Genomic DNA, 23,295 nt, shown 5'->3' on the forward strand with positions numbered 1-23,295 from the left:
TCCGGCATTGAAGGTCAACGGTCCTCCCCGACGATGAGCCCGACCACATAGCTGAGGCGGTCGGCGATTTGGTGGTAGGTGTAGGCGCCGCTGCCGGCGTTGACCAGTGCGCCGAAGAACGTCATCTCCAGGGCGGCCAGTGTGCGCGGATCCGGGTCCGGGCCGACCGCCGCGCGGATGCGCCGGTGGATCTCGCTGCCGATCTTCTCCCGCACGGTGCGCACCGCGGCGTCGTTGCCCGACAGCAGTGCCGTCGTGCAGGCCGCGGCTACCTCGGGGTCGTCGGCCAGTGTCAGCGCCATCGTGCGCAGCGTCTTCTCCACCCGGGTGGCGGTGCTGTCGTTGACGTCGGTGAAGTAGTCGACGCGCTGCATGAGATCGAGGTAGATCTCGGCGATCAGGTGGTTCTTCGACGAGAAGTAGGTGTAGGCGGTCGCCGGGGCGACCTTGGCCCGCGCGGCGACGGCGCGCACCGTCAGATCGGCGTAGGACGACTCGCGCAGCATGTCGAGGCCGGCCGCCAGAACTCTGCGGAACGTCTCTTCCTGCCGCCGGTTGCGAGGCGGCTGCGCCGGCTCGGATGTGAGCGCGGCAACAGCATCACTGGACACATGTCCAAGTTATCGGACGGGGTGTCCGTAGGCAAGCGAAGCGCTGAAAATGCCGCTCACATGCATTGATTCGGCGAGATGGAACGGCTCCCTTGCCTGGCATCGCCGTCTGCGGCTATGGTTCGGAAGAACTCTGTCGGACAGTTGTCCAGGAATCAGATACAGGAGGTCGGATGGCAATCCTGACCGATCGCGAAAGCTCACTGCTCATCGACGGCAAGCTGGTCGCAGGCAGCGCAGGGACGTTCCCGACGATCAATCCCGCGACCGAGGAGACCCTCGGCGTGGCGGCCGATGCCGGGGCCGACGACATGGACGCCGCGATCGGCGCGGCACGGCGCAGCTTCGACGAGACGGGTTGGGCGACCGACACCGCTCTGAGGGTGCGCTGCATCCGGCAGCTGCAGGACGCGATGCGCGACCACATCGAAGAGCTGCGCGATCTGACCATCGCCGAGGTCGGCGCTCCGCGCATGCTGACGTCGGCCGCCCAGCTCGAAGGTCCTGTCGAGGACCTGACGTTCTGTGCCGACACCGCCGAGTCCTACCAGTGGACCACCGATCTGGGCATCGCCTCGCCGATGGGTATCAAGACCCACCGCACCGTCGCGCGCGAAGCCATCGGCGTCGTCGGGGCGATCACCCCGTGGAATTTCCCGCACCAGATCAACCTCGCCAAGATCGGTCCGGCGCTGGCGGCGGGAAACACGTTGGTGCTCAAGCCTGCTCCCGACACGCCGTGGGCCGCCGCGGTGCTCGGCGAGCTGATCGCCGAGCACACCGACTTCCCGGCCGGCGTCATCAACATCGTCACCTCCAGCGACCACGGTGTCGGCGCGATGCTGTCGAAGGACCCGCGGGTCGACATGGTCTCGTTCACCGGTTCGACGAACACGGGTCGCGCGGTGATGGCCGACGGGGCTGCGACCTTGAAGAAGGTGTTCCTCGAGCTCGGCGGCAAGTCCGCATTCCTCGTGCTCGACGACGCCGATCTGGCCGGCGCCTGCTCGATGGCGGCGTTCACGGCGTCGATGCACGCCGGGCAGGGGTGTGCCATCACGACGCGACTGGTGGTGCCCCGTGCGCACTACGACGCCGCGGTCGAGGCCGCCGCCGCCACGATGAGCGGTCTCAAGCCCGGCGACCCGACGAATCCCGGCACGATCTGTGGCCCGGTGATCTCCGAACGTCAGCGCGACCGCGTGCAGAGCTACCTGGATTCGGCCGTGGACGAGGGTGGCAGATTCGCCTGCGGCGGAGGACGTCCCGCCGACCGCGACACCGGGTTCTTCATCGAGCCGACGGTGATCGCGGGCCTGGACAACAACGCCAAGGTCGCCCGCGAGGAGATCTTCGGTCCGGTGATGACCGTCATCGCCCACGACGGCGACGACGACGCCGTCCGGATCGCCAACGACTCGCCCTACGGACTTTCCGGCACGGTGTTCTCCGGGGATCCGGACCGTGCCGCCGGCATCGCCGCGCGCCTGCGGGTCGGCACCGTCAACGTCAACGGCGGGGTGTGGTACTCCGCGGACGTGCCGTTCGGCGGTTACAAACAGTCCGGTATCGGCCGGGAGATGGGCGTCGCCGGTTTCGAGGAGTACCTCGAGATCAAAGCGATTGCCACAGCAGCCAACTGACGAGACGCTCGGACTTCAGGAAGGGACGACATGGGTTTGTACGGCGACCAGTTCACGGAGAAGGTGGCGATCGTCACCGGTGCCGGAGGCGGTATCGGGCAGGCGTACGCCGAGGCGCTGGCCCGCGAGGGCGCGGCGGTCGTCGTCGCCGACATCAACACCGAGGGGGCGCAGAAGGTCGCCGACGGCATCAAGGCCGAGGGTGGCAACGCGCTCGCCGTGCGTGTCGACGTGTCCGACCCCGACTCGGCCAAGGAGATGGCCGCACAGGCGCTCTCGGAGTTCGGCGGCATCGACTACCTGGTCAACAACGCGGCGATCTTCGGCGGGATGAAGCTCGACTTCCTGATCACCGTCGATTGGGACTACTACAAGAAGTTCATGAGTGTGAACCTCGACGGCGCGCTCGTCTGCACCCGGGCGGTGTACCGCAAGATGGCCAAACGCGGCGGCGGCGCGATCGTCAACCAGTCCTCCACCGCGGCGTGGCTGTACTCCAATTTCTACGGGCTGGCCAAGGTAGGCATCAACGGCCTGACCCAGCAGTTGGCCACCGAACTGGGCGGGCAGAACATCCGCGTCAACGCGATCGCCCCCGGGCCGATCGACACCGAGGCCAACCGGACCACCACCCCGCAGGAGATGGTGGCCGACATCGTCAAGGGCATTCCGCTCTCGCGGATGGGCCAACCCGACGACCTGGTCGGCATGCTGCTGTTCCTGCTCTCCGACCAGGCCAAGTGGGTCACGGGCCAGATCTTCAACGTCGACGGCGGGCAGATCATCAGGTGAGCGCCCACGATCTGAAACTCGGCTACATCGGCCTGGGCAACCAGGGTGCGCCGATGGCCAAGCGCCTCGTCGACTGGCCGGGCGGGCTCATCGTGTTCGACGTCCGCACCGAGGCGATGACCCCGTTGGCCGAGCTCGGCGCCACGCTGGCCGACAACATCGCCGACGTCGCCCGGGCCGACGTCATCAGCGTCACCGTGCTCAACGATGCGCAGGTGCGCGAGGTCGTCGCCGAGCTCGGCGCCCACGCCGAGCCGGGAACCGTCATCGCGATCCACTCCACCATCGAGCCGGCGACTGCCGGAGAGCTGGCCGAGCAGTTGCGGCCCAGGGGTGTCCACGTGGTCGACGCCCCGGTCAGCGGTGGCGCGGGAGCCGCCGAGAAGGGCGAGCTGGCCGTCATGGTGGGCGCCGACGAGCACGCCTACGACCGGGTCAAGCCGGTCTTCAAGAAGTGGGCCTCCATGGTGGTCCGCGCCGGCGAACCCGGCGCGGGCACGCGAATGAAGCTGGCCCGCAACATGTTGACCTTCATCGGCTTCGCCGCGGCGTGCGAGGCGATGAAGCTCGCCGAGGCCTCGGGTCTCGACCTGCAGAAGCTGGGACGGGTGGTCCGGCACAGCGACGCCCAGAGCGGTGGGCCCGGCGCGATCATCGTCAGGGACGACATGTCCCCGCTGACGTCGGACCACTTCCTCCACGACATGTTCGTCCACACCCGCGGGCTCGGGGAGAAGGATCTGAAGCTGGCCCTGCGGCTCGGCGAGGAGACCGGCGTCGAGCTTCCGCTGGCCGAGATCGCCCTCCGAGACCTGGCCGCCGGACTGGGTGTGCCCGCTGCGAATTCGACACAGGAAGTGACCCCATGAGCTCAGACGAGTTGCGCCGCAAGGGCCTTGAGAAGATGAACGAGGTGTACGGCTGGGAGATGCCCGACATCCAGGGCGATCCCTTCTTCGACCTCACCGTCGACCACCTGTTCGGCACCATCTGGACCCGGCCGGGGCTGTCGATGCGCGACAAACGCATCATGACGCTGACCGCCGTCGCGGCCCTGGGCAACAGCGACCTCGCCGAGATCCAGGCCAATGCGGCGCTGCACAACGACGAGCTCACCGGCGACGAACTCAAGGAGATGGCGGTCTTCCTGACGCAGTACCTGGGTTTTCCGCTCGGCAGCAAGCTCGACGGCGCCGTGAGCAAGGTGATCAAGAAGCGCAAGAAGGCCGCCGAGCGCGGCGGTGAGAAGGACGAGGCCGCAGAAAGGCGCGCCAACGTCAACGCCGCGGTCCAGATGCATTCCGGGGGAACGGTGCACGATGAGTCCGATGAGTAGGTACGCCGCGCTCTCCCGCGAGGAGCTGGCGACCCTGGTCCCGGAGCTGCTGCTGATCGGTCAGCTGATCGACCGCTCCGGAATGGCCTGGTGCATCTCGTCGTTCGGCCGCGAGGCGATGGTGCAGATCGCGATCGAGGAATGGGCCGGCGCGAGCCCGCTCTACACGAAGCGGATGCAGAAGGCGCTCAAGTACGAGGGCGTCGACATCATCACCATCTTCAAGGGGCTGCAGCTCGATATCGGCGCGCCGCCCCAGTTCATGGATTTCCGCTACACGGTCCATGATCGCTGGCACGGCGAGTTCCACCTCGACCACTGTGGTGCGTTGCTCGACGTCGAACCGATGGGCGACGACTACGTGCGCGGCATGTGCCACGACATCGAGGACCCGACATTCGACGCGACCGCGCTGGCGACCAACCGGCGGTGTCAGGTGCGGCCGATTCACCGGCCCCCCAGGGCGCCGTCGGACCGGCACCCGCACTGCGCGTGGACGGTCATCATCGACGAGTCCTACCCGGAGGTCGACTTCATCCCGCAGCTCGACATCATCGGCGCCAGCCGCGCGTACCACACCGAACTCGACGCCATCGACCCCGACGACGAGGGTCAGGCGGACTATTCCGGCCCCCTCGTCTCCGACGTCGACTTCGGCGCGTTCTCCCACTCGGCGCTGGTGCGCATCGCCGACGAGGTGTGCCTGCAGATGCACCTGCTGGTGTTGTCGTTCACCCTCGCCGTCCGGGCGCGCGCCAACGGCGATGTGGCGCTGGAGGAGTCGATCCGCTACAAGGCGCTGACCGGTATCGCCGGGGTCGCCGCCGAACGCATCAAGAACGCGTTGAACATCCCCGCCGACGCCACCGGGGCGCTTCGGGTGCTCGAGTTGCACCCGCTGCTGAACCCGGCCGCGTACGTGTCGGTCTCCGTCGACGCCGACCATCTGCACGTGCGCACGTCCCCCGCCTACGAGGACGGCGCGTGGATCTCGTTGGTCTCACCGGCGGCCGACCGGCCGATCCAGGCGGTCGTGCAGGCCGTCGATCCGCATCTGCGTGCCGAACTCAGTGGGACCGCGTCCGACTGGACGGTGCGCGTCATCGAGACCGACACCCCCGCCAAGGAGTTCTCCGAGGTGTCGGTGTGCAAGGTGTCCGGTGGGGCGTCCTGGGTCTTCGAGGGCCGCACGTCGCTGCCGCTGACTGTCGTCTGACTCGCCGAGTGCCTCGGTGGGGGACTCTCGGGGGACTCTCGGGGACTCGGTCAGTTGCCGGCGGACAGTGCGTTGCCGACCCACCGGCGGAGGTAGGCGCGCAGCTCGTCTCCGCTGCGCGGCGGTCGGCCGGGGTCGAGCACGAACGACTGGATGATGCGCAGCAGGTGCTCCGACAGCTGATCGAGGTCGGCGTCGCGGTATCCGTATGCCGCCCAGTCGACGTCGAGCCTGCCGACCATGTCTCGGCCGAACCGCAGCGCGATGTCCGAGGTCACCGACTGGATGTGGGTGGACCCGCCGGGCACCATGATCAGCCCGATGTACTTCTCCCGGGGCAACCACTCCAAAGCGGTGGCGACAGCCTCGGTGACCGCCTCGGGCGGCTCGGTGACACCGGACAGGTGGGCGGTCAGCCGGTCGAGGAATCCGTCCACCGCGTGGACCGCCGCGGCCACGAGCAGTGCCTCGGTGCTGGAGAAGTACCGGTACACGGTCTGGCGGGTGACGCCGACGGTGCGCGCGACGTCGGAGATGCTGAAGTCGGCACCGCGCTCCTCGATGGCCTTTCCCGCGGCTTCGAGAATGCGGGCGACGGCCTCCTCGTCCGAGGCCGGCTTAGCCCCTGACCAACCGTGGGTGCGCACGAAGGAACCATAGGCCACCTCGCGATCGCGGCTACCTGTAGGCGACCTGCAGGTCCTTGACGCCGTTGATCCACCCCGAACGCAGCCGCTGGGGCTCCGCCAGCTTGGAGATGTCCGGGATCTGGTCGGCGATCTCGTGGAACATCAGCTTGATCTCCATGCGCGCCAGATTGGCCCCGATGCAGAAGTGTGCGCCGTTGCCGCCGAAGGCCAAGTGCGGGTTCGGATTACGCAGGATGTCGAAGCTGAACGGATCGGTGAAGACGGTTTCGTCGAAGTTCGCCGAGCTGTAGAACAGGCCCGCCCGCTGGCCCTCGGAGATGGTGACCCCGCCCAGCTCGACGTCCTCCAGAGCCGTGCGCTGGAAGCAGTGCACCGGCGTCGCCCAGCGGATGATCTCGTCGATGGCCGTCTCGGGCCGCTCGCGCGTGAACAGCTCCCACTGCTGCGGGTTGTCGAGGAAGGCGTTCATGCCGTGGGTCATCGCGTTGCGCGTGGTCTCGTTGCCGGCGACCGCGAGCAGGATCACGAAGAACGCGAACTCGACCTCACTCATGGGCTCCTCGGCGTCGGCGCCGTCCCCCGGGCCGTCCCCTGTGCCGTTCCCCGTGCCATCTCCAATGCCGGCCTGCACGAGGCGCGTGACGATGTCATCGGCCGGACAGCGCCGACGCTCCTCGGCCATGGTGTAGGCGTAGCCCATCAACTCCGCGTTGGCGGTCGTGGGATCGGAGTCGAAGTCCGGGTCGTCGGTGTTCATGATCGCGTTGGTCCAGTGGAAGAGCTTCTCGCGGTCGTCCTCGGGTACGCCGATGAGGTCGGCGATGGCCAGCAGGGGAAGCCGGGTCGCGACGTCCTCCACGAAGTTGCCGGAATCCCGCTGAGCGGCTGCGCGCACGATCTCGCGGGCGGCCCCGGCCAGCTTGCGCTCCATCCCGGCGATCGCGCGCGGCGTGAACAGCCTCGACACGATCTTGCGCAGCCGCGTGTGCTCGGGGGCGTCGTGATTGATCAACAGCGCCTTGGTCAGGTCGAGCTGTTCGGCGGTGACGCCGTCGGGCAGCCGCATCACCGCACCCTTGGCGTTCGTGGACCACACCGTGCTGTTCCGGGAGATCGCCTTGATGTCCTCGTGCCGCGAGATCACCCAGTAGCCGCCGTCGCCGAAGATCGACTCCTCCTGCGCGTTCCACCACACCGGGGCCGTCCTGCGCAGCTCGGCGAACTCCCGGACCGGGATGCCCTCGAGCAGCACGTCCGGGTCGGTGAAGTCGTACCCCTGGGGCAGGAAGGGACAGCTCTGGGCCCGGGTGTCTTCGGCGGTCATCGGACGCGTCTCCTGTGTGATGTGGGGCACGGTCTTTTCGACCATACACTTTGGCGACAAGCTGTATGGCCGGTGAGGTGGGTGCCGATGGGTGCGTAGCCATTAGGGTGGGCATCTGTGCACGTCCTGGTGGTTGGTTCCGGAGCCCGTGAACACGCGCTGCTGCTCGCACTGCGCCGAGATCCGGAGGTGGACGCGTTGTCGGTGGCGCCCGGCAACGCCGGCACCTCCGCCGTGGCCGACCAGTACGAGCTCGACGTGAGCTCGGGCGAGGCGGTCACCGCGTTGGCCAGGGGCATCGGTGCCGATCTCGTCGTCATCGGGCCCGAGGTGCCGTTGGTGCTGGGTGTCGCCGACGCCGTGCGCGCCGCGGGGATCGCCTGCTTCGGCCCGACCAAGGACGCCGCGCGCATCGAGGGATCCAAGGCGTTCGCCAAGGACGTCATGACCACCGCAGGGGTGCGCACCGCGCTCAGCGAGATCGTCGACAACCCCGCCCACCTCGACGCGGCCCTGGACAGATTCGGGCCCGCGGCGGGCCAGGCCGCCTGGGTCGTCAAGGACGACGGGCTGGCCGCAGGCAAGGGCGTGGTGGTGACCTCGGACCGCGACGCCGCCCGCGCCCATGCCGCCGGGCTTCTCGACGCCGGTCATCCGGTGCTCCTGGAATCCTTCCTCGAAGGGCCGGAGGTGTCGCTGTTCTGCGTGGTCGACGGCGAGACGGTGGTGCCGCTGCTGCCCGCGCAGGACTTCAAGCGTGTCGGCGACGGTGACACCGGACCCAACACCGGCGGCATGGGGGCGTACACGCCGCTGCCGTGGCTCCCCGAGGACGTCACGGCGCGCATCGTCGACGACGTGGTCAAACCCGTTGCCGCCGAACTCGTCCGGCGCGGGAGCTCGTTCTCCGGATTGCTGTACGCCGGGCTGGCCATCACCTCCGAGGGTCCGGCCGTCGTCGAATTCAACTGCCGCTTCGGCGATCCCGAGACCCAGGCCGTGCTGGCCCTGCTCGAATCCCCCCTCGGGCAGCTGTTGCGCGCGGCCGCCACCGGCGAGTTGTCCGACCAGCAGCCGCTGCAGTGGCGCGAGGGCGCAGCGGTCACCGTGGTGCTGGCCGCCGAGAACTACCCGGGCCGGCCCCGCGTCGGCGACGTCATCCACGGTGCGGACGCCCCGTCTGTTCTGCACGCCGGCACCGCGCGGCGCGACGACGGCAGTGTCGTCTCCTCGGGTGGGCGGGTGCTCTCGGTGGTCGGGGTCGGTGACGATCTCACGGCTGCGCGCGCATCCGCCTACGCCACACTCGAAGGGATCCGGTTGCCGGGCAGCCACTTTCGCAGCGACATCGGTCTGGCCGCCGCCGAGGGCCGCATCAGCCTCTAGGCGACGAGCAGCGGGGCCATCCAGCTCAGCTCGGCGGTCAGCTGCGAGGACCAGAACGAGGCGTTGTGCCCGCCGGGGGAGAAGCCACCGGCGGGCGGCGAGGCGAGTTGGGCGATGAACTGTTCGGTCGCGGCGGCGAACGGGTCGTCGAACCCGCAATCGATGCGCAGCGGTATCTCGTTGAGGGCGGCCGATCCCCACACGCTGTGGGCGTCGTAGTCGGCGGCGTCGTCGAAGGCGCCGGGGGCCGCGGCGCCCGGTGATGTCCACAGTGCCGGGCTGACCGCGCAGATGGCGGCGGTACGGGCGGGGCCCAGCCGCGAGCCGAGCAGCATCGCGCCGTAGCCGCCCATCGACCAGCCCAGGAAGCCCACCCTGGAGGTGTCCAGACCCTGCTCGCCCAGCAGCGGCAAGAACTCGTCGAGCACCATCGCCCCGGAGTCGTCGCCCGACGCCCGCCGGTGCCAGTAGCCGTTGCCGCCGTCGACGGCGGCGATCGCGAACGGCGGCAACCCGGCAGCCACCGCGTCGGCGAGGAACCGCTCGACACCCATCGACATCACCGTGCTTGCCGAGGAGTCTTTGCCGTGCAGCAGGATCACCGGACGCAGGGGCTGGGTCTGCCCCGGCGGGCGGGCGATCGCCCACCCGGTCGCCGCTCCGCTACGCGCGGCGGAGATGAACGTTCCCGTCGCCGAGGTCGGTGCCGGTGGGGCGGCTGAGGCCACGGACGACAAAGACGTCACCGAGGACGCGGCGGCGCCGATGGCGGTCACCCCTGCGGTGACGAGTCCGGTGCGCAGACCCAGGGCGAGCATGTCCCGGCGGTTCATGGTCGGCATGGCGCCATCATCGCACCCGGGCGGTCGCGGGCTGCCGGGGTGACCCGGCCGTCCGGCCAGGTTGAGGCCCGACGATTCGGCGAAACACCGATGTCGAAACCCTGTGACTGGCAGCATGCTAGGCGTGACAGCAGCGGTCACTCCCAAGGGAGAGCGTCGACGGTACGCGCTGGTCACTGCTGCCGCCGACCTGCTCTGCGAAGGGGGCTTCGATGCGGTCCGCCATCGCGCCGTCGCGCGCCGTGCGGGTCTGCCACTGGCGTCGACGACCTACTACTTCTCTTCGCTGGACGACCTGATCGCCAAGGCCGTCGAACACGTCGGCACCAGGGAGAGCGAACATCTGCGGCACCGCGTCGAGGCACTGTCGCGCCGGCGGCGCGGCGCTGAGTCGACCGCAGACATCCTCGTCGACCTCCTGATCGGTGACAATCCCGAACGCGTCACCGAACAGATGATCTCGCGGTACGAGCGCTACATCGCGTGCGCACGGCAGCCCAGCCTGCGGGACATCCAGCGCAGGATCCTGCGGCAGCGCAGCGAGGCCGTCGTCGAGGTCGTCCAGCGGTCCGGCCGGTCGGTGCGCGCCGAACTGGTCACCGCGCTGGTGTGCGCGGTCGACGGCGCGGTGGTGGCGGCCCTGGTCGGTGACGGGGACGGACCCCGTGCGACCGCGCGGGCCACCCTCATCGACGTCATCGACGTCCTGGCGCCGTTCAACTAGCGCGTTTGCTTCGCGTGCCGGTTGGTTACACCCGTCTGGTGAAATTCGCCGGGACACTGAGGTGTTGGCGCCGCGGCGCGGTTCCCGGCATCACGGGTGCAACACGGAACCGGTTCGGATTATCCCGTTGACACTGCACAGCAGTGCCCACTGGTCGATGATGGATGATTCGAGCGAATCAGTGAAGGGGGCGTGATGTCAGAATCAGCGGTCAGCCCGGGCAGCGCGGAGAAGCAGCCCGAGCTCAAGCGGGTGATGGGCCCGGGGCTGCTTCTGCTGTTCGTCGTCGGCGACATTCTCGGCACCGGCGTGTACGCGCTCGTGGGCGATGTCGCAGCCGAAGTCGGCGGAGCGGCATGGCTTCCGTTCCTGGTGGCGTTCGCCGTCGCCACCATCACCGCTTTCAGCTACCTGGAACTGGTCACCAAGTATCCCCAGGCTGCAGGCGCAGCGCTCTACGCGCACAAGGCTTTCGGCATCCACTTCATCACCTTCCTGGTCGCCTTCATCGTGATGTGCTCCGGAATCACCTCGGCGTCAACAGCTTCCAGAGCCTTCGCGGCGAACCTGTTCACCGGTATCGGGGTCGACGAAGCGCCCAAGGCGGGCGTCCTGCTGCTGGCATTGCTGTTCATGGCCGCACTGGCTGCGATCAACTTCCGCGGCGTCGGCGAGAGCGTGAAGCTCAACGTCGTCCTGACCGTCATCGAGATCACCGGCCTGCTCCTGGTGATCCTGGTCGGGCTGTGGGCGTTCACCGGCGGCGGCGACGTGGACTTCAGCCGCGTGGTGGCCTTCGAAACGGCCACGGACAAGAACACGTTCCTGGCGGTGACGGCAGCCACGTCACTGGCCTTCTTCGCGATGGTCGGCTTCGAGGACTCGGTCAACATGGCCGAGGAGACCAAGGATCCGGTCAGGACCTTCCCCAAGATCCTGCTGACCGGCCTGTCCATCGCCGGCGTGGTCTACATCCTGGTGTCGATCGTCGCCGTGGCGCTGGTCCCCGTCGGCGAGCTGGAGAAGAGCGACACCCCGCTGGTGGAGGTCGTCAAGGCGGGCGCCCCGGGGCTCCCGATCGACACGATCCTGCCGTTCATCACGATGTTCGCGGTGTCGAACACGGCGTTGATCAACATGCTGATGGCCAGCCGGTTGATCTACGGCATGGCCCGGCAGCGCGTGCTGCCTCCGGTGCTGGGGTCGGTACACCCCACGCGTCGCTCGCCGTGGGTGGCCATCATCTTCACCACCCTGATCGCGTTCGGGCTCATCGCGTACGTGTCGACGGTGGCCAGCAGCAACGCGATCTCGATCCTGGGCGGGACGACCAGCCTCCTGCTGCTCACGGTGTTCGCCGTCGTGAATGTCGCCGTGCTGGTGCTGCGGCGTGACGTCCGGCAGTCGGGCGGGCACTTCACGACTCCGACGGCCCTCCCGGTGATCGGCTTCCTGGCCTCGCTCTACCTCGTCCTGCCGTTCTCCGGCCGGCCCGCCCAGCAGTACATCGTCGCCGGCGGCCTGGTCGTCGTCGGCATCCTGCTCTTCTTCCTGACCCAGCTGATCAACAAGCAGCTCGGAATTCGCGACGCGCACATCACCGACCCGACCCATCTGGGGTCGGCGCCGGACTGATGCGTGCTACGGAGCCGGGTGCAGACGTTCCAGCCGGGCCTCCAGTAGCTTGACCCGATGCGAATTGCCCTGCAGGGCAATGTAGTCGGTGCCGTAAACCGCGAGCAGCGCGTCGTCGAGCCGGCGTACCGCGCCGGCTGGATAGCGGTAGTCCATCGCGGCGTTCACCGCGTCGGTGTCGATGCCGTCGAGCACGGTGTCCACCTCGTCGATGGAGTCGATGCCCAGATCCAGGAGCAGACCCGCGATCCACGCGTAGTGGTCGGTGCGCGACCACCCGGCGTCCGGGAACCTGTTGCCCAGATAGGTGGCCAGCACCGCCGTGGGGATCCGGGGATCGCTGGTGGTCTCCGGGGCGTTCGTGTCGGGAGTCGTGGTCCGCAACCGCTCACGCACGGCGGAGAACTCGCGGTCGGCGAGCTCGAGGAGCCCGGCGGCCAGCGTGAAGCGCCGGTCCAGGTCCGGCGCATGGGCGGCGGGAATCGAACCCTTGTAACGGATTTCGTGCTCGAACTCGGCCCAGGCGTGCTGGAGCACGGTGCGCACCTGGATCGACGCGGGTTGCTGGACCCCCTCGACTCCGACGAGCAGGTGCCGGCTGGCGTAGCCCCAGCGCCCTTCGCGCGCCGTCTCCTGGCCCATGTCGCGGTCGTCGAGCAGACGCATCTCCTCGGCCAGCAGGTCGGCGACGGTGGCGACGTCCTCGCGAAGATAGGTGATGACGCGCAGACCGATCAGATCGGTGATCTCCACCAGTGGCTCGGTGTAGAGCGGCGTGCCGTCGGGGCCGAGGCGCTGCGTCTTCGCCGCGAACGAATCGACGCTCTTCGTGCGTGCCGTGACCGACAGATAGTTGATTCCCGCATCGTCGAGCAGGCCGGTGACCAGCGCCAGGTAGTGGTCGGTGGCCGCCACGAGCGCGGGCCTGCGTTCGGCGTACTCGGCCACCACCGGCGACGGCGCCGTGGGTGTGGAGTTCCGCGGCGTCGCGGTCTTGGGCTCGCGGGCGGTGGGCAGCGAGGGGGTGACGATGTAGCCGGAGGCGATGTCGCCGTAGATCGTCACGTCCTCCGGCCGGCAGTACCAGTACAGGCCGACGTAGGCGCAGATGACCGCGTCCACCGGGTCCTCGTCGCGGTCGAGGTGGCTCGGCTTGGTCGCCGCCTCCACCCGTCTGCGCAACTCGACCCACGCGGCACTGCGGTTCACGCGCAGTCGCGGGCTCGCGTCGTCGAGACCCTCGATGAGCGTCATCAGGCGCAACAGCTCGCGCTGCCGGTCCTCGAACGGGCCCCGCTTGTACTTGAGGGTCTTCTCCAGGTCGAACAACACGACCGTCGCGGGATGCGGATACACCTCGATGGCGCGCCGCCTGGCGGTCGACGCCGGATCCACGTCGAGTCCGAGACGTTCGGCCACCCGCGCCGCCCGCGGATGCTTGAACTCCGGACGGTCGGTGAAGGCCGGACGCGCCCCGGCCTGGAAGCGCTGGAAGTCCCGGTTGAACTGCGTCTCCGCCGGCCGGTGGCCGGTCGCGTTCTTCACGATCAGCGGGGCGTCGATGGCGACCAGGCAGTCGTCTCCGGTGTACGGCGCGACCGCAGCCTCGATGCTGTCGTCGTCGTGGGCCGCCCCGACATGCAGCAGGCGTCCGTCGGAATCGATCACCGCGACGCCGGTCTGGTTCTTCTCACCCCATGCGAGGTCGAGTCCGACGAAGTGCATCCCGCTACTGTGCCCGAAAGCCGCGCCGCACACGCGCCGATAAGCTGTGTGTTCGTGAGCATCCCCAATGTGTTGGCCACTCGGTACGCCAGCGAGGAGATGGTGGCCATCTGGTCACCGGAAGCCAAGATCGTCGCCGAGCGGCGGCTGTGGCTGGCGGTGCTGAAGGCCCAGGCGGAGCTGGGTGTCGATGTCCCCGAGGGCGTCGTCGCCGACTACGAGCGGGTGCTGGAGAACGTCGATCTCGCCTCCATCGCCGCCCGCGAGCGGGTGCTCCGCCACGATGTGAAGGCCCGTATCGAGGAGTTCAACGCCCTGGCCGGCCACGAGCACGTGCACAAGGGCATGACCAGCCGGGACCTGACCGAGAACGTCGAGCAGCTGCAGATCCGCCGGTCGCTCGAGCTGGTCCTGGCACACGGCGTCGCCGTCGTCGCCAGGCTGGCCGAACGCGCCGCGCTGTACCGCGACCTGGTGATGGCCGGCCGCAGCCACAACGTCGCCGCCCAGGCCACGACGCTGGGCAAGCGGTTCGCCTCGGCCGCCGAGGAGCTGCTCGTCGCGCTCAAGCGGGTCGAGGAACTCCTGGCGCGCTACCCGCTGCGGGGCATCAAGGGCCCGATGGGCACCGCGCAGGACATGCTCGACCTGTTCGACGGCGACACCGGCCGCCTCGCCGATCTCGAGCGGCGCGTCGCGCAGTTCCTCGGCTTCGCGGACATGTTCACCAGCGTCGGGCAGGTGTATCCCCGCTCGCTCGATCACGACGTGGTGTCCGCGCTCGTCCAACTCGGCGCCGGGCCGTCGTCGCTGGCGCACACCATCCGTCTGATGGCCGGACACGAACTCGTCACCGAGGGCTTCGCGCCCGGACAGGTCGGGTCGTCGGCGATGCCGCACAAGATGAACACCCGGTCCTGCGAGCGGGTGAACGGACTGCAGGTCGTGCTGCGCGGCTACGGCTCCATGGCCGCCGAACTCGCCGGCGCCCAGTGGAACGAGGGCGACGTGTTCTGCTCCGTGGTGCGCCGGGTGGCCCTGCCCGATGCGTTCTTCGCCCTCGACGGCCAGACCGAGACGTTCCTGACGGTGCTCGACGAGTTCGGTGCCTACCCCGCGGTGATCCAGCGCGAGCTGGACCGATACCTGCCCTTCCTGGCCACCACGCGCATCCTGATCGCGGCGGTGCGCGCCGGTGTGGGACGCGAGACCGCGCACGAGGTCATCAAGGAGCACGCCGTCGCCGTCGCGCTGGCGATGCGCGAGAGGGGCGCCGAACCCGATCTGCTGGACCGGCTCGCCGCCGACCCGCGACTGCCGCTGGACCGGGCGGCCCTGGACGCCGCGCTCGCCGACAAACAGGTCTTCACCGGCGCGGCCGCCGACCAGGTCGACCGCGTCGTGGCCGCCGTCGACGATCTGATCGCGCGCTATCCGGACGCGGCGAAGTACACCTCGGGCGCGATTCTGTGACCTCCGTCGGGCAGCTGGGTGCGCTGGCCGGGGTCGACTTCACCGACCTCGACAACTTCGCCGACGGTTTCCCGCACGAACTGTTCGCGCTGCACCGCGAGCACGCCCCGGTGTACTGGCACGAGCCCACCGAGAACACCCCCGACGGCGAAGGCTTCTGGTCGGTGGCCACCCACGCCGAAACCCTTGCGGTGTTCCGTGATCCGGAGACGTACTCGTCGGTGACCGGGGGAGAGCGCCCGTTCGGCGGCACCCTGCTGCAGGATCTGTCGATCGCGGGCCAGCTGCTCAACATGATGGACGACCCGCGCCACGGCGCGGTGCGCCGGCTCGTGAGCTCGGGCCTGACACCGCGGATGATCCGGCGCGTCGAGGACGACCTGCGGGAGCGGGCAGGCCGGCTGCTCGACGAGGTGGCCGCCGGCGAACCGTTCGACTTCCTCACCGACATCGCCGCCGAGGTGCCGATGCAGATGATCTGCATCCTTCTCGGAGTGCCGGAGTCCGAACGACATTGGCTCTTCGAGGCCATCGAACCGAGCTTCGACTTCGGTGGTTCGCGCAAGGCCTCCATCACCCGCCTCTCGGTCGAGGAGGCGGGGTCGCGGATGTATGCCTACGGCCAGGAGCTGATCGCCGCCAAACGTGCGCATCCCGGCGACGACATGCTCTCGGTGGTGGTGAACTCCGGCGATCCCGAACTGTCGGACATCGAGAACTACCTGTTCTTCAACCTGCTGTTCAGCGCCGGGGCCGAGACCACCCGCAACGCGATCGCCGGCGGGCTGCTCGCACTGGCCGAGAACCCCGACGCGTACCGGTCGCTGCGCGAGCAGCCTGACCTGCTGCCCACGGCCATCGAGGAGATGGTCCGCTGGACGTCGCCGTCACCGTCGAAGCGGCGCACCGCGACCCGGCGCGCCACCCTGGGCGGACACACCGTCGAGCCCGGCCAGAAAGTGCTCGTGTGGGAGGGCTCGGCGAACCGGGACGCCGCCGTGTTCACCGAGCCGGACCGCTTCGACATCGCACGGAAACCCAACCCCCACCTCGGTTTCGGCCAGGGCGTGCACTACTGCCTCGGTGCAAACCTGGCACGGCTGGAGCTGCGGGTCATCTTCGAGGAGTTGCTGCGGCGTCACCCGAGCGTGGAACTGGCCGCGCCGGTGGAATGGACCCGCAGCAACCGCCACACCGGGATGCGCCACCTGGTGGTCGCGCTGGGAACCTGCGCATAAGCTGGGGCCACATGGACTCCTCCGGACACCCCGACATCAGGGCATCGGACGCCGACCGCGCTGCGGTGACCAAGATCCTGGAACACGCGGTGGGTCAGGGCATGCTGAACCTCGACGAATACGCCGAACGCGTCGACGTCGTGATCGCGGCGCGGACCCGCCGGGAACTCGACACCGTCATCGCCGACCTGCCGCACATCCGCCGGGAGTCGCCGGCCGTGCGGCCGGAGCTGCTGAAGAGCTGGATGTCGAGCATCACCCGCAAGGGCCGGTGGAGCGTCCCGCCACGATTGCAGCTGGTAACCCGGATGTGTTCGACGACACTCGATTTCACTTCAGCCGTGCTACCGGGGCCCGTGGTGCACATCGACATCGACGACTACTTCAGCTCGACGGAGCTGATCCTGCCCGACGGGGCCACGGCCGATCTGAACGGCGTCGGCAACCTCGCCTCGTCCACGACGATGAAGGCCGCGACCAGCCCGCCGTCGCGTCAGCTGCACGTCGTCGTCACCGGCCAGGTGCGGTTCGGGTCGGTGACCGCACGGCACCCGTTCGGGACCGCGTTCAAGCGGTTGCTCAAGTAGCCGGCAGGAGACGCGATGGGCACATCCGGGCGCGACGCCCCGCCGCCGGGCACGGGCGGCGGTGAAAAGGACACGCTCGTCGGCTTTCTCGACTATCTGCGCACGGGCGTGATCGCGAAGCTCGACGGCGCCGCCGAGCCGGCGGTGCGCACCGCCGGGGTCCCGTCGGGCACGCACTGCCTGGGGCTCGTCAAGCACCTCGCCTACGTCGAGCGGTTCATGTTCCTCGGCGAGGACGCGCAGTGGCCCGCGACCTTCCGCGCGGCGGACGGGGACACCGTCGCCTCGGTCATCGCGGACTACCGGGACGCCGTCGCCCGGGCCAACAGTGTGATCGCGGCGTGGGAGGACCTGGGTGCGCCGTGCCCGCGGCCGGCGCGGCGCGGAGACCCGCCGTCGAGGCGATGGGCCCTGACCCACATGATCGAGGAGACGGCGCGCCACGCCGGCCACCTCGACATCCTGCGCGAGCTGATCGACGGCACCGTCGGCCGCTGATCCCGGCCGCTAGTCGGCCCGCTTCAGGTTGGCCGCGCGGATGCCCGAGGCGCGCAGCTCGAGCGCAGCCAGACCCCGGATCGCGACCGGATCCTGATCGCGCCAGGCGCCCACCGGGTCGGTGCTGATCGCCGCGAGTTTCGGCAGGGGCCGGTTGGCCAGGGCACGCAGCGCGAGCAGTTCTTCCCCGGCCCGGGTCGACGACAGCGTGACCGCCGTCCACTTGCGCCGGAAGAACCGAACCCGCAGGAACAGCCACGGCATCATCAGCGCGAGGATGGGAGGCGCCGCGACCGCCAGCGCCAGCAGCCACGCCAACCAGCCCGCCGTCACCCCCAGCGACTGGCCGGCGCCGGCGATCTCGCGCGCCGCATCGCCGGCCCCGCGCAGTGGGCCCGACAACGCACCGCCGATCAGCGGGAAGTCGCCGGCGCTGTTGCCGGCGTCGTCGAGATTGCCGGCGACGCCGTTGGCGCCGCTCTCCAGCTGGTACCCGAACTCGGCGATGGTGGAGATCGCGGCGTGCACCGCGCTGCCGATCCAGACCCAGATGACGGTCCACCCGACCACGACGATGTCGCTCACCAGCTGCCACAGCAGCCGGCCGGGGGTCGTGGCGTACGGGATCCACCGAGATTTCATGCCGTCGATCACAGCATGTTCCCCTGTGGCTGCGCTCGACCTTTCCCGCGGGCGGCTTCTGACGGCCCGATAGGCTGGCCCGATGCGTCCCGCTCTGTCCGACTACCAGCATCTGGCCAGCGGCAAGGTTCGTGAGCTGTACCGCATCGACGAGGATCACCTACTGTTCGTCGCGACGGACCGGATCTCGGCCTACGACCACATCCTGGAGTCCCACATTCCGGACAAGGGCCGCGTGCTGACCGCGATGAGCGTGTTCTTCTTCGGTCTCGTCGATGCGCCCAACCACCTGGCGGGTCCGCCCGACGACGACCGGATCCCCGACGAGGTGCTGGGGCGGGCGCTGGTGGTGCGCCGACTGGAGATGCTGCCCGTCGAGGCGGTGGCCCGCGGGTACCTCACCGGCTCGGGCCTGATCGACTACCAGCAGACCGGGGCGGTCTGCGGCATCGGCCTGCCCTCGGGCCTCGTCGAGGCGAGCAGATTCGACGAGCCGATCTTCACGCCGGCCAGCAAGGCCGACCTCGGCGACCACGACGTCAACATCACCTTCGACGAGGTGGTGGCCTCCATCGGCGACGAGCGCGCCGAAGAGCTGCGCGAACGTACGTTGCAGATCTACCGACAGGGCGCCGAACACGCCCTGACCAAGGGAATCATTCTGGCCGACACCAAATTCGAGTTCGGGGTCGACGCCGCCGGTGAACTCACCCTCGCCGACGAGGTGTTCACCCCGGACTCCTCGCGGTACTGGGCGGCCGAGGACTATGTCGAGGGCCAGGTGCAGAACAGCTTCGACAAGCAGTTCGTCCGCAACTGGCTGACCGGACCCGACTCGGGGTGGGACCGGCACGGCGACCAACCGCCCCCGCCGCTTCCACACGAGATCGCCGAGGCCACTCGGGCGCGCTACATCGAAGCCTACGAACGCATCTCAGGACTGCGGTTCGACGACTGGATTGGAGGCACCGCGTGAGCGGTGACGTGACAGCACCGATCGCCAAGCGGGTCGACTTCCGTCGGGAACACCACGGCGACGTCTTCGTCGACCCCTACGAATGGCTGCGGGAGAAGTCGAGCCAGGACGTCATCGACTACCTGGAGGCCGAGAACGCGTTCACCGAACACGTCACCGAGAACCTGGCACCGCTGCGACAGAAGATCTTCGACGAGATCAAGGCGAGAACCAAGGAGACCGACCTGTCGGTACCCACCCGCCGCGGCGACTGGTGGTACTACGGACGCAGCTTCCAGGGCAAGCAGTACGGGGTCCAATGCCGGTGTCCCATCGCCGATCCCGGGGACTGGACGCCGCCGCTGTTCGACGAGAACACCGAGATCCCGGGCGAACAGATCCTGCTCGACGAGAACGTCGAGGCCGAGGGCCACGACTTCTTCTCCCTCGGCGCGGCCTCGGTGAGCGTCGACGGCAACATCCTCGCGTACTCGGTCGACGTCAAGGGCGACGAGCGCTACACGTTGCGGTTCAAGGATCTTCGCACCGGGGAGCGCTACGACGACGAGATCGTCGGCATCGGGGCCGGCGCGACGTGGGCCGCCGACAACGAGACCGTCTACTACGTCACCGTCGACGACGCCTGGCGGCCCGACACGGTGTGGCGGCACCGCCTCGGATCGGGGCTGCCCGCGCAGCGGGTGTATCACGAAGCCGACGAACGCTATTGGATCGGCGTCGGGCGCACCCGCAGCAACAAGTACGTGATCATCGCGGCGGGCAGCGCCGTCACCTCCGAGCTTCGCTACGCCGACGCCGCAGACCCCGAGGCCGAGTTCGTGACCGTGTGGCCGCGCCGCGATTCCGTCGAGTACTCGATCGAACACGCCGTCGTGGCCGGTGAAGACCGGTTCCTCATCCTGCACAACGACGGCGCGGAGAACTTCACACTGGTCGAGGCCCCGGTCGCCGACCCGACGAACATCTCCACGCTGATCGGGCATCGCGAAGACGTCAGACTGGACGCCGTCGACGCGTTCGACGGGCACCTCGTCCTCAGCTACCGCAAAGACGCGCTACCGCGGATTCAGCTGTGGCCGCTGCACGACACGGGATACGGCGAGGCACAGGACATCACCTTCGACTCCGAGCTCATGTCGGTGGGGTTGTCGGCGAACCCGAACTGGAGCGCCCCGAAGATGCGCATCGGGGCGACGTCCTTCGTCACCCCGGTCCGCATCTACGACCTCGATCTGGCGACCGGCGAACGCACGCTGCTGCGCGAACAACCCGTGCTCGGCGATTACCGTCCCGAGGACTACGTCGAACGCCGCGACTGGGCCGTCGCCTCCGACGGCGCGCGCATCCCGATCTCGGTCATCCACCGCGTCGGGCTGCAGTACCCCGCGCCGGTGCTGCTCTACGGATACGGCGCCTACGAGTCCTGCGAGGATCCGCGCTTCTCGATCGCCCGGCTGTCGCTGCTCGACCGCGGGATGATCTTCGCCGTCGCCCACGTGCGCGGCGGTGGCGAACTCGGCCGGCCGTGGTACGAGCACGGCAAGATGCTGGAGAAGCGCAACACCTTCACCGATTTCATCTCCGCGGCAAGCCATCTCGTCGGCACCGACGTCACCCGGCCGGAGAACCTGGTGGCCTACGGCGGCAGTGCGGGCGGCCTGCTGATGGGTGCGGTGGCCAACATGGCGCCCGATCTGTTCGCCGGCATCCTGGCCGCGGTGCCGTTCGTCGATCCGCTCACCACGATCCTGGATCCGTCGCTGCCGCTGACCGTCACCGAATGGGACGAGTGGGGCAATCCGCTGGAGGACCCCGAGGTCTACCGGTACATGAAGTCCTATTCGCCCTACGAGAACGTCGAGACGAAGAACTACCCGGCCATCCTTGCGATGACATCGCTGAACGACACCAGGGTGTACTACGTCGAACCCGCCAAATGGGTTGCCGCGCTGCGCCATGCGCAGACCGACCCGGCCGGCGAGGCCGCCAAGGTGCTGCTCAAGACCGAGATGAACGCCGGACACGGCGGAATCAGCGGCCGCTACGAGCGCTGGAAGGAAGTCGCGTTCCAGTACGCCTGGCTGCTGGACGTCGCGAAAGCCGAACAGTCCGGCTGAGTTCCGATGACCAGGGCCTCCTACCACCACGGCGACCTCAAGGCCGTCATCCTGGCGCAGGCGGCCGCCCTGGTCGCCGAACGCGGCGCCGACGGCGTCTCCCTGCGCGAATTGGCGCGCGCGGCAGGGGTTTCACACGCCGCGCCGGCGCACCACTTCACCGACCGCCGCGGATTGTTCACCGCACTGGCCGCCCAGGGGTGGCGGATGCTGGCGGTCGCGCTGGCCGATGCCCGGCCCGAGTTCCTCGACGCCGCCCGGGCATACGTGCGCTTCGCGGTCGACAACCCGGGCCATTACGACGTGATGTTCGACCGCTCGCTGGTCAACCCCGACGACGACGAGCTCATCTCGGCCCAGGATGCCGCGGGGGCCGAGCTCGCGACGGGGGTCGGCACACTCGACGACGCGCGAGCCAGAGAAGACCCGCAGGCGGCGGGACTGGCGGCATGGTCGCTGGTGCACGGCTTCGCGATGCTGTGGCTCAATGGGGCCATCGACACCGACGCCGATGCGGTCGCCACCGCTCAGCGCGTGGCCCGCATGCTCTTCACCACGTGAGCCGCGAGTAGCGTCGGCGCCATGACTGATCTCGCCGGAATCCCGCTCACCACCCTGGACGGCCGGTCCACCACGCTGGCCGAACTGGCCGACGGCGCCGCTCTGGTGGTCAACGTCGCCTCCAAATGCGGTCTCACGCCGCAGTACACCGCGCTGGAGCAACTGGCCAAGGAGTACGGCGACCGGGGCCTGACGGTGATCGGTGTGCCGTGCAACCAGTTCATGGGGCAGGAGCCGGGCAGCGCCGAGGAGATCCAGACCTTCTGCTCGACCACCTACGGCGTCACGTTCCCGCTGCTGGAGAAGACCGACGTCAACGGTGACGGCCGCCACCCGCTGTACGCCGAACTGACCAGGACCGCCGACGATTCGGGTGAGGCCGGCGACGTGCAGTGGAACTTCGAGAAGTTCCTGCTCGCCCCGGGCAGCAAGGTCGTCAAGCGGTTCCGTCCGCGCACCGCTCCCGACGCCCCCGAGGTGATCTCGGCCATCGAGGCCGTCCTGCCGCGATAGCCGTCGCTGGCCTGCCGGACACCTGCGCGCGGAGTGTTGTCCACCGTCAGGACACCTGGCATTGCGACACTGCGGTCGTGGCAGGACAACTGATCGTCTCGATCTCCGGTGTCAGCGGCCGCACCCTCGACGACGTCGCGGCCTTCCGTGCGCGACTCGACGAGCGCGGGGTGCCGGCGTCGTTCCTGGTGGCGCCGCGACTCAAGGGTGACTACCGGCTCGACGCCGATCCGGGCACCGTCGACTGGCTCGTGCAGCGGCGCGCCGACGGTGACGCCGTCGTCCTGCACGGCTTCGACGAGGCCGCGACCAAGCAACGCCGCGGCGAGTTCGCGACGCTGCCCGCCCACGAGGCGAACCTGCGGCTGATGGCCGCCGACCGCATTCTCGAGCACCTGGGTCTGCGCACCCGGCTGTTCGCCGCACCGGGATGGAACGTCTCGCAGGGGGCATTTCTGGCGTTGCCGCGCAACGGTTTCCGGCTCGTCGCGGGACTGGGTGGAATCACCGATCTGGTCCGGCAGGACACCGTGCGCGGTCGCGTGCTGGGCATCGGGGAGGGCTTTCTCACCGAGCCGTGGTGGTGCCGCACCCTGGTGCTCGCCGCCGAGCGCACCGCGCGCCGCGACGGCGTCGTCCGGGTGGCCGTGGCCGCCCGGCACCTGCGCAAGCCGGGCCCGCGGCAGGCGATGCTCGAAGCCGTCGACCTGGCGCTGATGCACCACTGCGTGCCGACCGTCTACCAGTGGCAACCACGACCTGCGCTGACCGACGCCGCCTGACGGCCCGGGCTCGTTACATTGGGC

At 68.8% G+C, this 23,295-nt stretch carries 23 protein-coding genes; 17 read left to right on the plus strand and 6 right to left on the minus strand.

All coding sequences use genetic code 11. From position 1 onward, the window contains the following. Window positions 1-14: 14 nt before the first annotated feature. Window positions 15-611 (minus strand): TetR/AcrR family transcriptional regulator, encoded by a 597-nt coding sequence (locus FHR72_RS10780; RefSeq protein ID WP_183467965.1) that lies wholly within the window; start codon window positions 609-611, stop codon window positions 15-17. A gap of 173 nt (window positions 612-784) precedes the next feature. Between FHR72_RS10780 and FHR72_RS10785 the strand changes: the two genes are divergently transcribed. Genes FHR72_RS10785 through FHR72_RS10805 form a run of 5 tightly spaced genes read left to right on the plus strand, consistent with a single transcriptional unit; the run spans window position 785 to window position 5,598 of the window. Further along, window positions 785-2,254, plus strand: a complete 1,470-nt coding sequence (locus FHR72_RS10785; protein WP_183467966.1) for an aldehyde dehydrogenase — start codon at window positions 785-787, stop codon at window positions 2,252-2,254. 30 nt (window positions 2,255-2,284) lie between these two features. Further along, window positions 2,285-3,046 carry an SDR family oxidoreductase gene (locus FHR72_RS10790; RefSeq protein WP_183467967.1) on the plus strand — a complete coding sequence of 254 codons (762 nt, stop codon included), beginning with the start codon at window positions 2,285-2,287 and terminating at the stop codon, window positions 3,044-3,046. Further along, complete coding sequence (locus FHR72_RS10795) at window positions 3,043-3,915, plus strand: NAD(P)-dependent oxidoreductase (RefSeq protein WP_183467968.1); 873 nt, start codon at window positions 3,043-3,045, stop codon at window positions 3,913-3,915. The genes FHR72_RS10790 and FHR72_RS10795 overlap by 4 nt, the downstream gene beginning before the upstream one ends. Then, on the plus strand, window positions 3,912-4,382 hold the full coding sequence (locus tag FHR72_RS10800) for a carboxymuconolactone decarboxylase family protein (protein WP_183467969.1): 471 nt from the start codon (window positions 3,912-3,914) through the stop codon (window positions 4,380-4,382). The genes FHR72_RS10795 and FHR72_RS10800 overlap by 4 nt, the downstream gene beginning before the upstream one ends. Next, complete coding sequence (locus FHR72_RS10805; RefSeq protein WP_183467970.1) at window positions 4,366-5,598, plus strand: hypothetical protein; 1,233 nt, start codon at window positions 4,366-4,368, stop codon at window positions 5,596-5,598. Before FHR72_RS10800 ends, FHR72_RS10805 begins: the two co-directional genes overlap by 17 nt. 50 nt (window positions 5,599-5,648) lie before the next feature. Here the strand turns inward: FHR72_RS10805 and FHR72_RS10810 are convergent, their stop codons facing one another. Next, window positions 5,649-6,263 carry a TetR/AcrR family transcriptional regulator gene (locus FHR72_RS10810; RefSeq protein WP_183467971.1) on the minus strand — a complete coding sequence of 205 codons (615 nt, stop codon included), beginning with the start codon at window positions 6,261-6,263 and terminating at the stop codon, window positions 5,649-5,651. 13 nt (window positions 6,264-6,276) lie between these two features. After that, complete coding sequence (locus FHR72_RS10815; protein WP_183467972.1) at window positions 6,277-7,572, minus strand: cytochrome P450; 1,296 nt, start codon at window positions 7,570-7,572, stop codon at window positions 6,277-6,279. Between the two features lie 117 nt (window positions 7,573-7,689). Here FHR72_RS10815 and purD point away from each other — a divergent pair, with 117 nt between their 5' ends. Continuing rightward, window positions 7,690-8,958 carry a phosphoribosylamine--glycine ligase gene (gene purD, locus FHR72_RS10820; protein ID WP_183467973.1) on the plus strand — a complete coding sequence of 423 codons (1,269 nt, stop codon included), beginning with the start codon at window positions 7,690-7,692 and terminating at the stop codon, window positions 8,956-8,958. Here purD and FHR72_RS10825 read toward each other — a convergent pair. Continuing rightward, window positions 8,955-9,800: an alpha/beta hydrolase gene (locus FHR72_RS10825; protein ID WP_183467974.1), complete on the minus strand. Its 846-nt coding sequence runs from the start codon at window positions 9,798-9,800 to the stop codon at window positions 8,955-8,957. The genes purD and FHR72_RS10825 overlap by 4 nt on opposite strands. Window positions 9,801-9,915: 115 nt before the next feature. Between FHR72_RS10825 and FHR72_RS10830 the strand changes: the two genes are divergently transcribed. Together FHR72_RS10830 and FHR72_RS10835 are read left to right on the plus strand one after the other, a co-directional pair. Beyond that, window positions 9,916-10,524: a TetR/AcrR family transcriptional regulator gene (locus tag FHR72_RS10830; protein WP_183467975.1), complete on the plus strand. Its 609-nt coding sequence runs from the start codon at window positions 9,916-9,918 to the stop codon at window positions 10,522-10,524. A gap of 195 nt (window positions 10,525-10,719) precedes the next feature. Then, window positions 10,720-12,159: an APC family permease gene (locus tag FHR72_RS10835; RefSeq protein ID WP_183467976.1), complete on the plus strand. Its 1,440-nt coding sequence runs from the start codon at window positions 10,720-10,722 to the stop codon at window positions 12,157-12,159. Between the two features lie 6 nt (window positions 12,160-12,165). Here the strand turns inward: FHR72_RS10835 and relZ are convergent, their stop codons facing one another. Continuing rightward, window positions 12,166-13,884: a bifunctional ribonuclease/(p)ppGpp synthase gene (relZ, locus tag FHR72_RS10840; protein ID WP_183467977.1), complete on the minus strand. Its 1,719-nt coding sequence runs from the start codon at window positions 13,882-13,884 to the stop codon at window positions 12,166-12,168. Between the two features lie 54 nt (window positions 13,885-13,938). On the opposite strand from relZ, the gene purB reads away from it, so the two are divergent. The 4 genes from purB to FHR72_RS10860 are packed head-to-tail and all read left to right on the plus strand — an operon-like array spanning window position 13,939 to window position 17,680. Then, window positions 13,939-15,357 (plus strand): adenylosuccinate lyase, encoded by a 1,419-nt coding sequence (gene purB / locus FHR72_RS10845; protein ID WP_183467978.1) that lies wholly within the window; start codon window positions 13,939-13,941, stop codon window positions 15,355-15,357. Beyond that, entirely contained in the window at window positions 15,354-16,595 is a 1,242-nt protein-coding gene (locus tag FHR72_RS10850) for a cytochrome P450 (RefSeq protein WP_183467979.1), read from the plus strand. Before purB ends, FHR72_RS10850 begins: the two co-directional genes overlap by 4 nt. Before the next feature lie 11 nt (window positions 16,596-16,606). Then, window positions 16,607-17,182, plus strand: a complete 576-nt coding sequence (locus FHR72_RS10855) for a DUF1707 SHOCT-like domain-containing protein (protein WP_183467980.1) — start codon at window positions 16,607-16,609, stop codon at window positions 17,180-17,182. Window positions 17,183-17,197: 15 nt separating this feature from the next. Continuing rightward, the gene (locus tag FHR72_RS10860; protein ID WP_183467981.1) at window positions 17,198-17,680 is read left to right on the plus strand and encodes a DinB family protein; all 483 of its coding nucleotides are present in this window, start codon (window positions 17,198-17,200) and stop codon (window positions 17,678-17,680) included. Window positions 17,681-17,689: 9 nt separating this feature from the next. Here the strand turns inward: FHR72_RS10860 and FHR72_RS10865 are convergent, their stop codons facing one another. Continuing rightward, window positions 17,690-18,322, minus strand: a complete 633-nt coding sequence (locus FHR72_RS10865; protein WP_183467982.1) for a hypothetical protein — start codon at window positions 18,320-18,322, stop codon at window positions 17,690-17,692. Between the two features lie 82 nt (window positions 18,323-18,404). Here FHR72_RS10865 and FHR72_RS10870 point away from each other — a divergent pair, with 82 nt between their 5' ends. From FHR72_RS10870 to FHR72_RS10890, 5 genes are all read left to right on the plus strand, one after another. Next, on the plus strand, window positions 18,405-19,298 hold the full coding sequence (locus tag FHR72_RS10870) for a phosphoribosylaminoimidazolesuccinocarboxamide synthase (protein ID WP_183467983.1): 894 nt from the start codon (window positions 18,405-18,407) through the stop codon (window positions 19,296-19,298). Window positions 19,299-19,306: 8 nt separating this feature from the next. Then, window positions 19,307-21,415: a S9 family peptidase gene (locus FHR72_RS10875; protein WP_183467984.1), complete on the plus strand. Its 2,109-nt coding sequence runs from the start codon at window positions 19,307-19,309 to the stop codon at window positions 21,413-21,415. 6 nt (window positions 21,416-21,421) lie between these two features. Next, window positions 21,422-21,976 carry a TetR/AcrR family transcriptional regulator gene (locus FHR72_RS10880; RefSeq protein WP_183467985.1) on the plus strand — a complete coding sequence of 185 codons (555 nt, stop codon included), beginning with the start codon at window positions 21,422-21,424 and terminating at the stop codon, window positions 21,974-21,976. A gap of 21 nt (window positions 21,977-21,997) precedes the next feature. Further along, on the plus strand, window positions 21,998-22,489 hold the full coding sequence (locus tag FHR72_RS10885; protein WP_183467986.1) for a glutathione peroxidase: 492 nt from the start codon (window positions 21,998-22,000) through the stop codon (window positions 22,487-22,489). Between the two features lie 77 nt (window positions 22,490-22,566). Beyond that, window positions 22,567-23,271: a DUF2334 domain-containing protein gene (locus FHR72_RS10890; RefSeq protein WP_183467987.1), complete on the plus strand. Its 705-nt coding sequence runs from the start codon at window positions 22,567-22,569 to the stop codon at window positions 23,269-23,271. Window positions 23,272-23,295 lie beyond the last annotated feature (24 nt).

This window comes from Mycolicibacterium iranicum, assembly GCF_014190915.1.
Classification (GTDB): domain Bacteria; phylum Actinomycetota; class Actinomycetes; order Mycobacteriales; family Mycobacteriaceae; genus Mycobacterium; species Mycobacterium iranicum_B.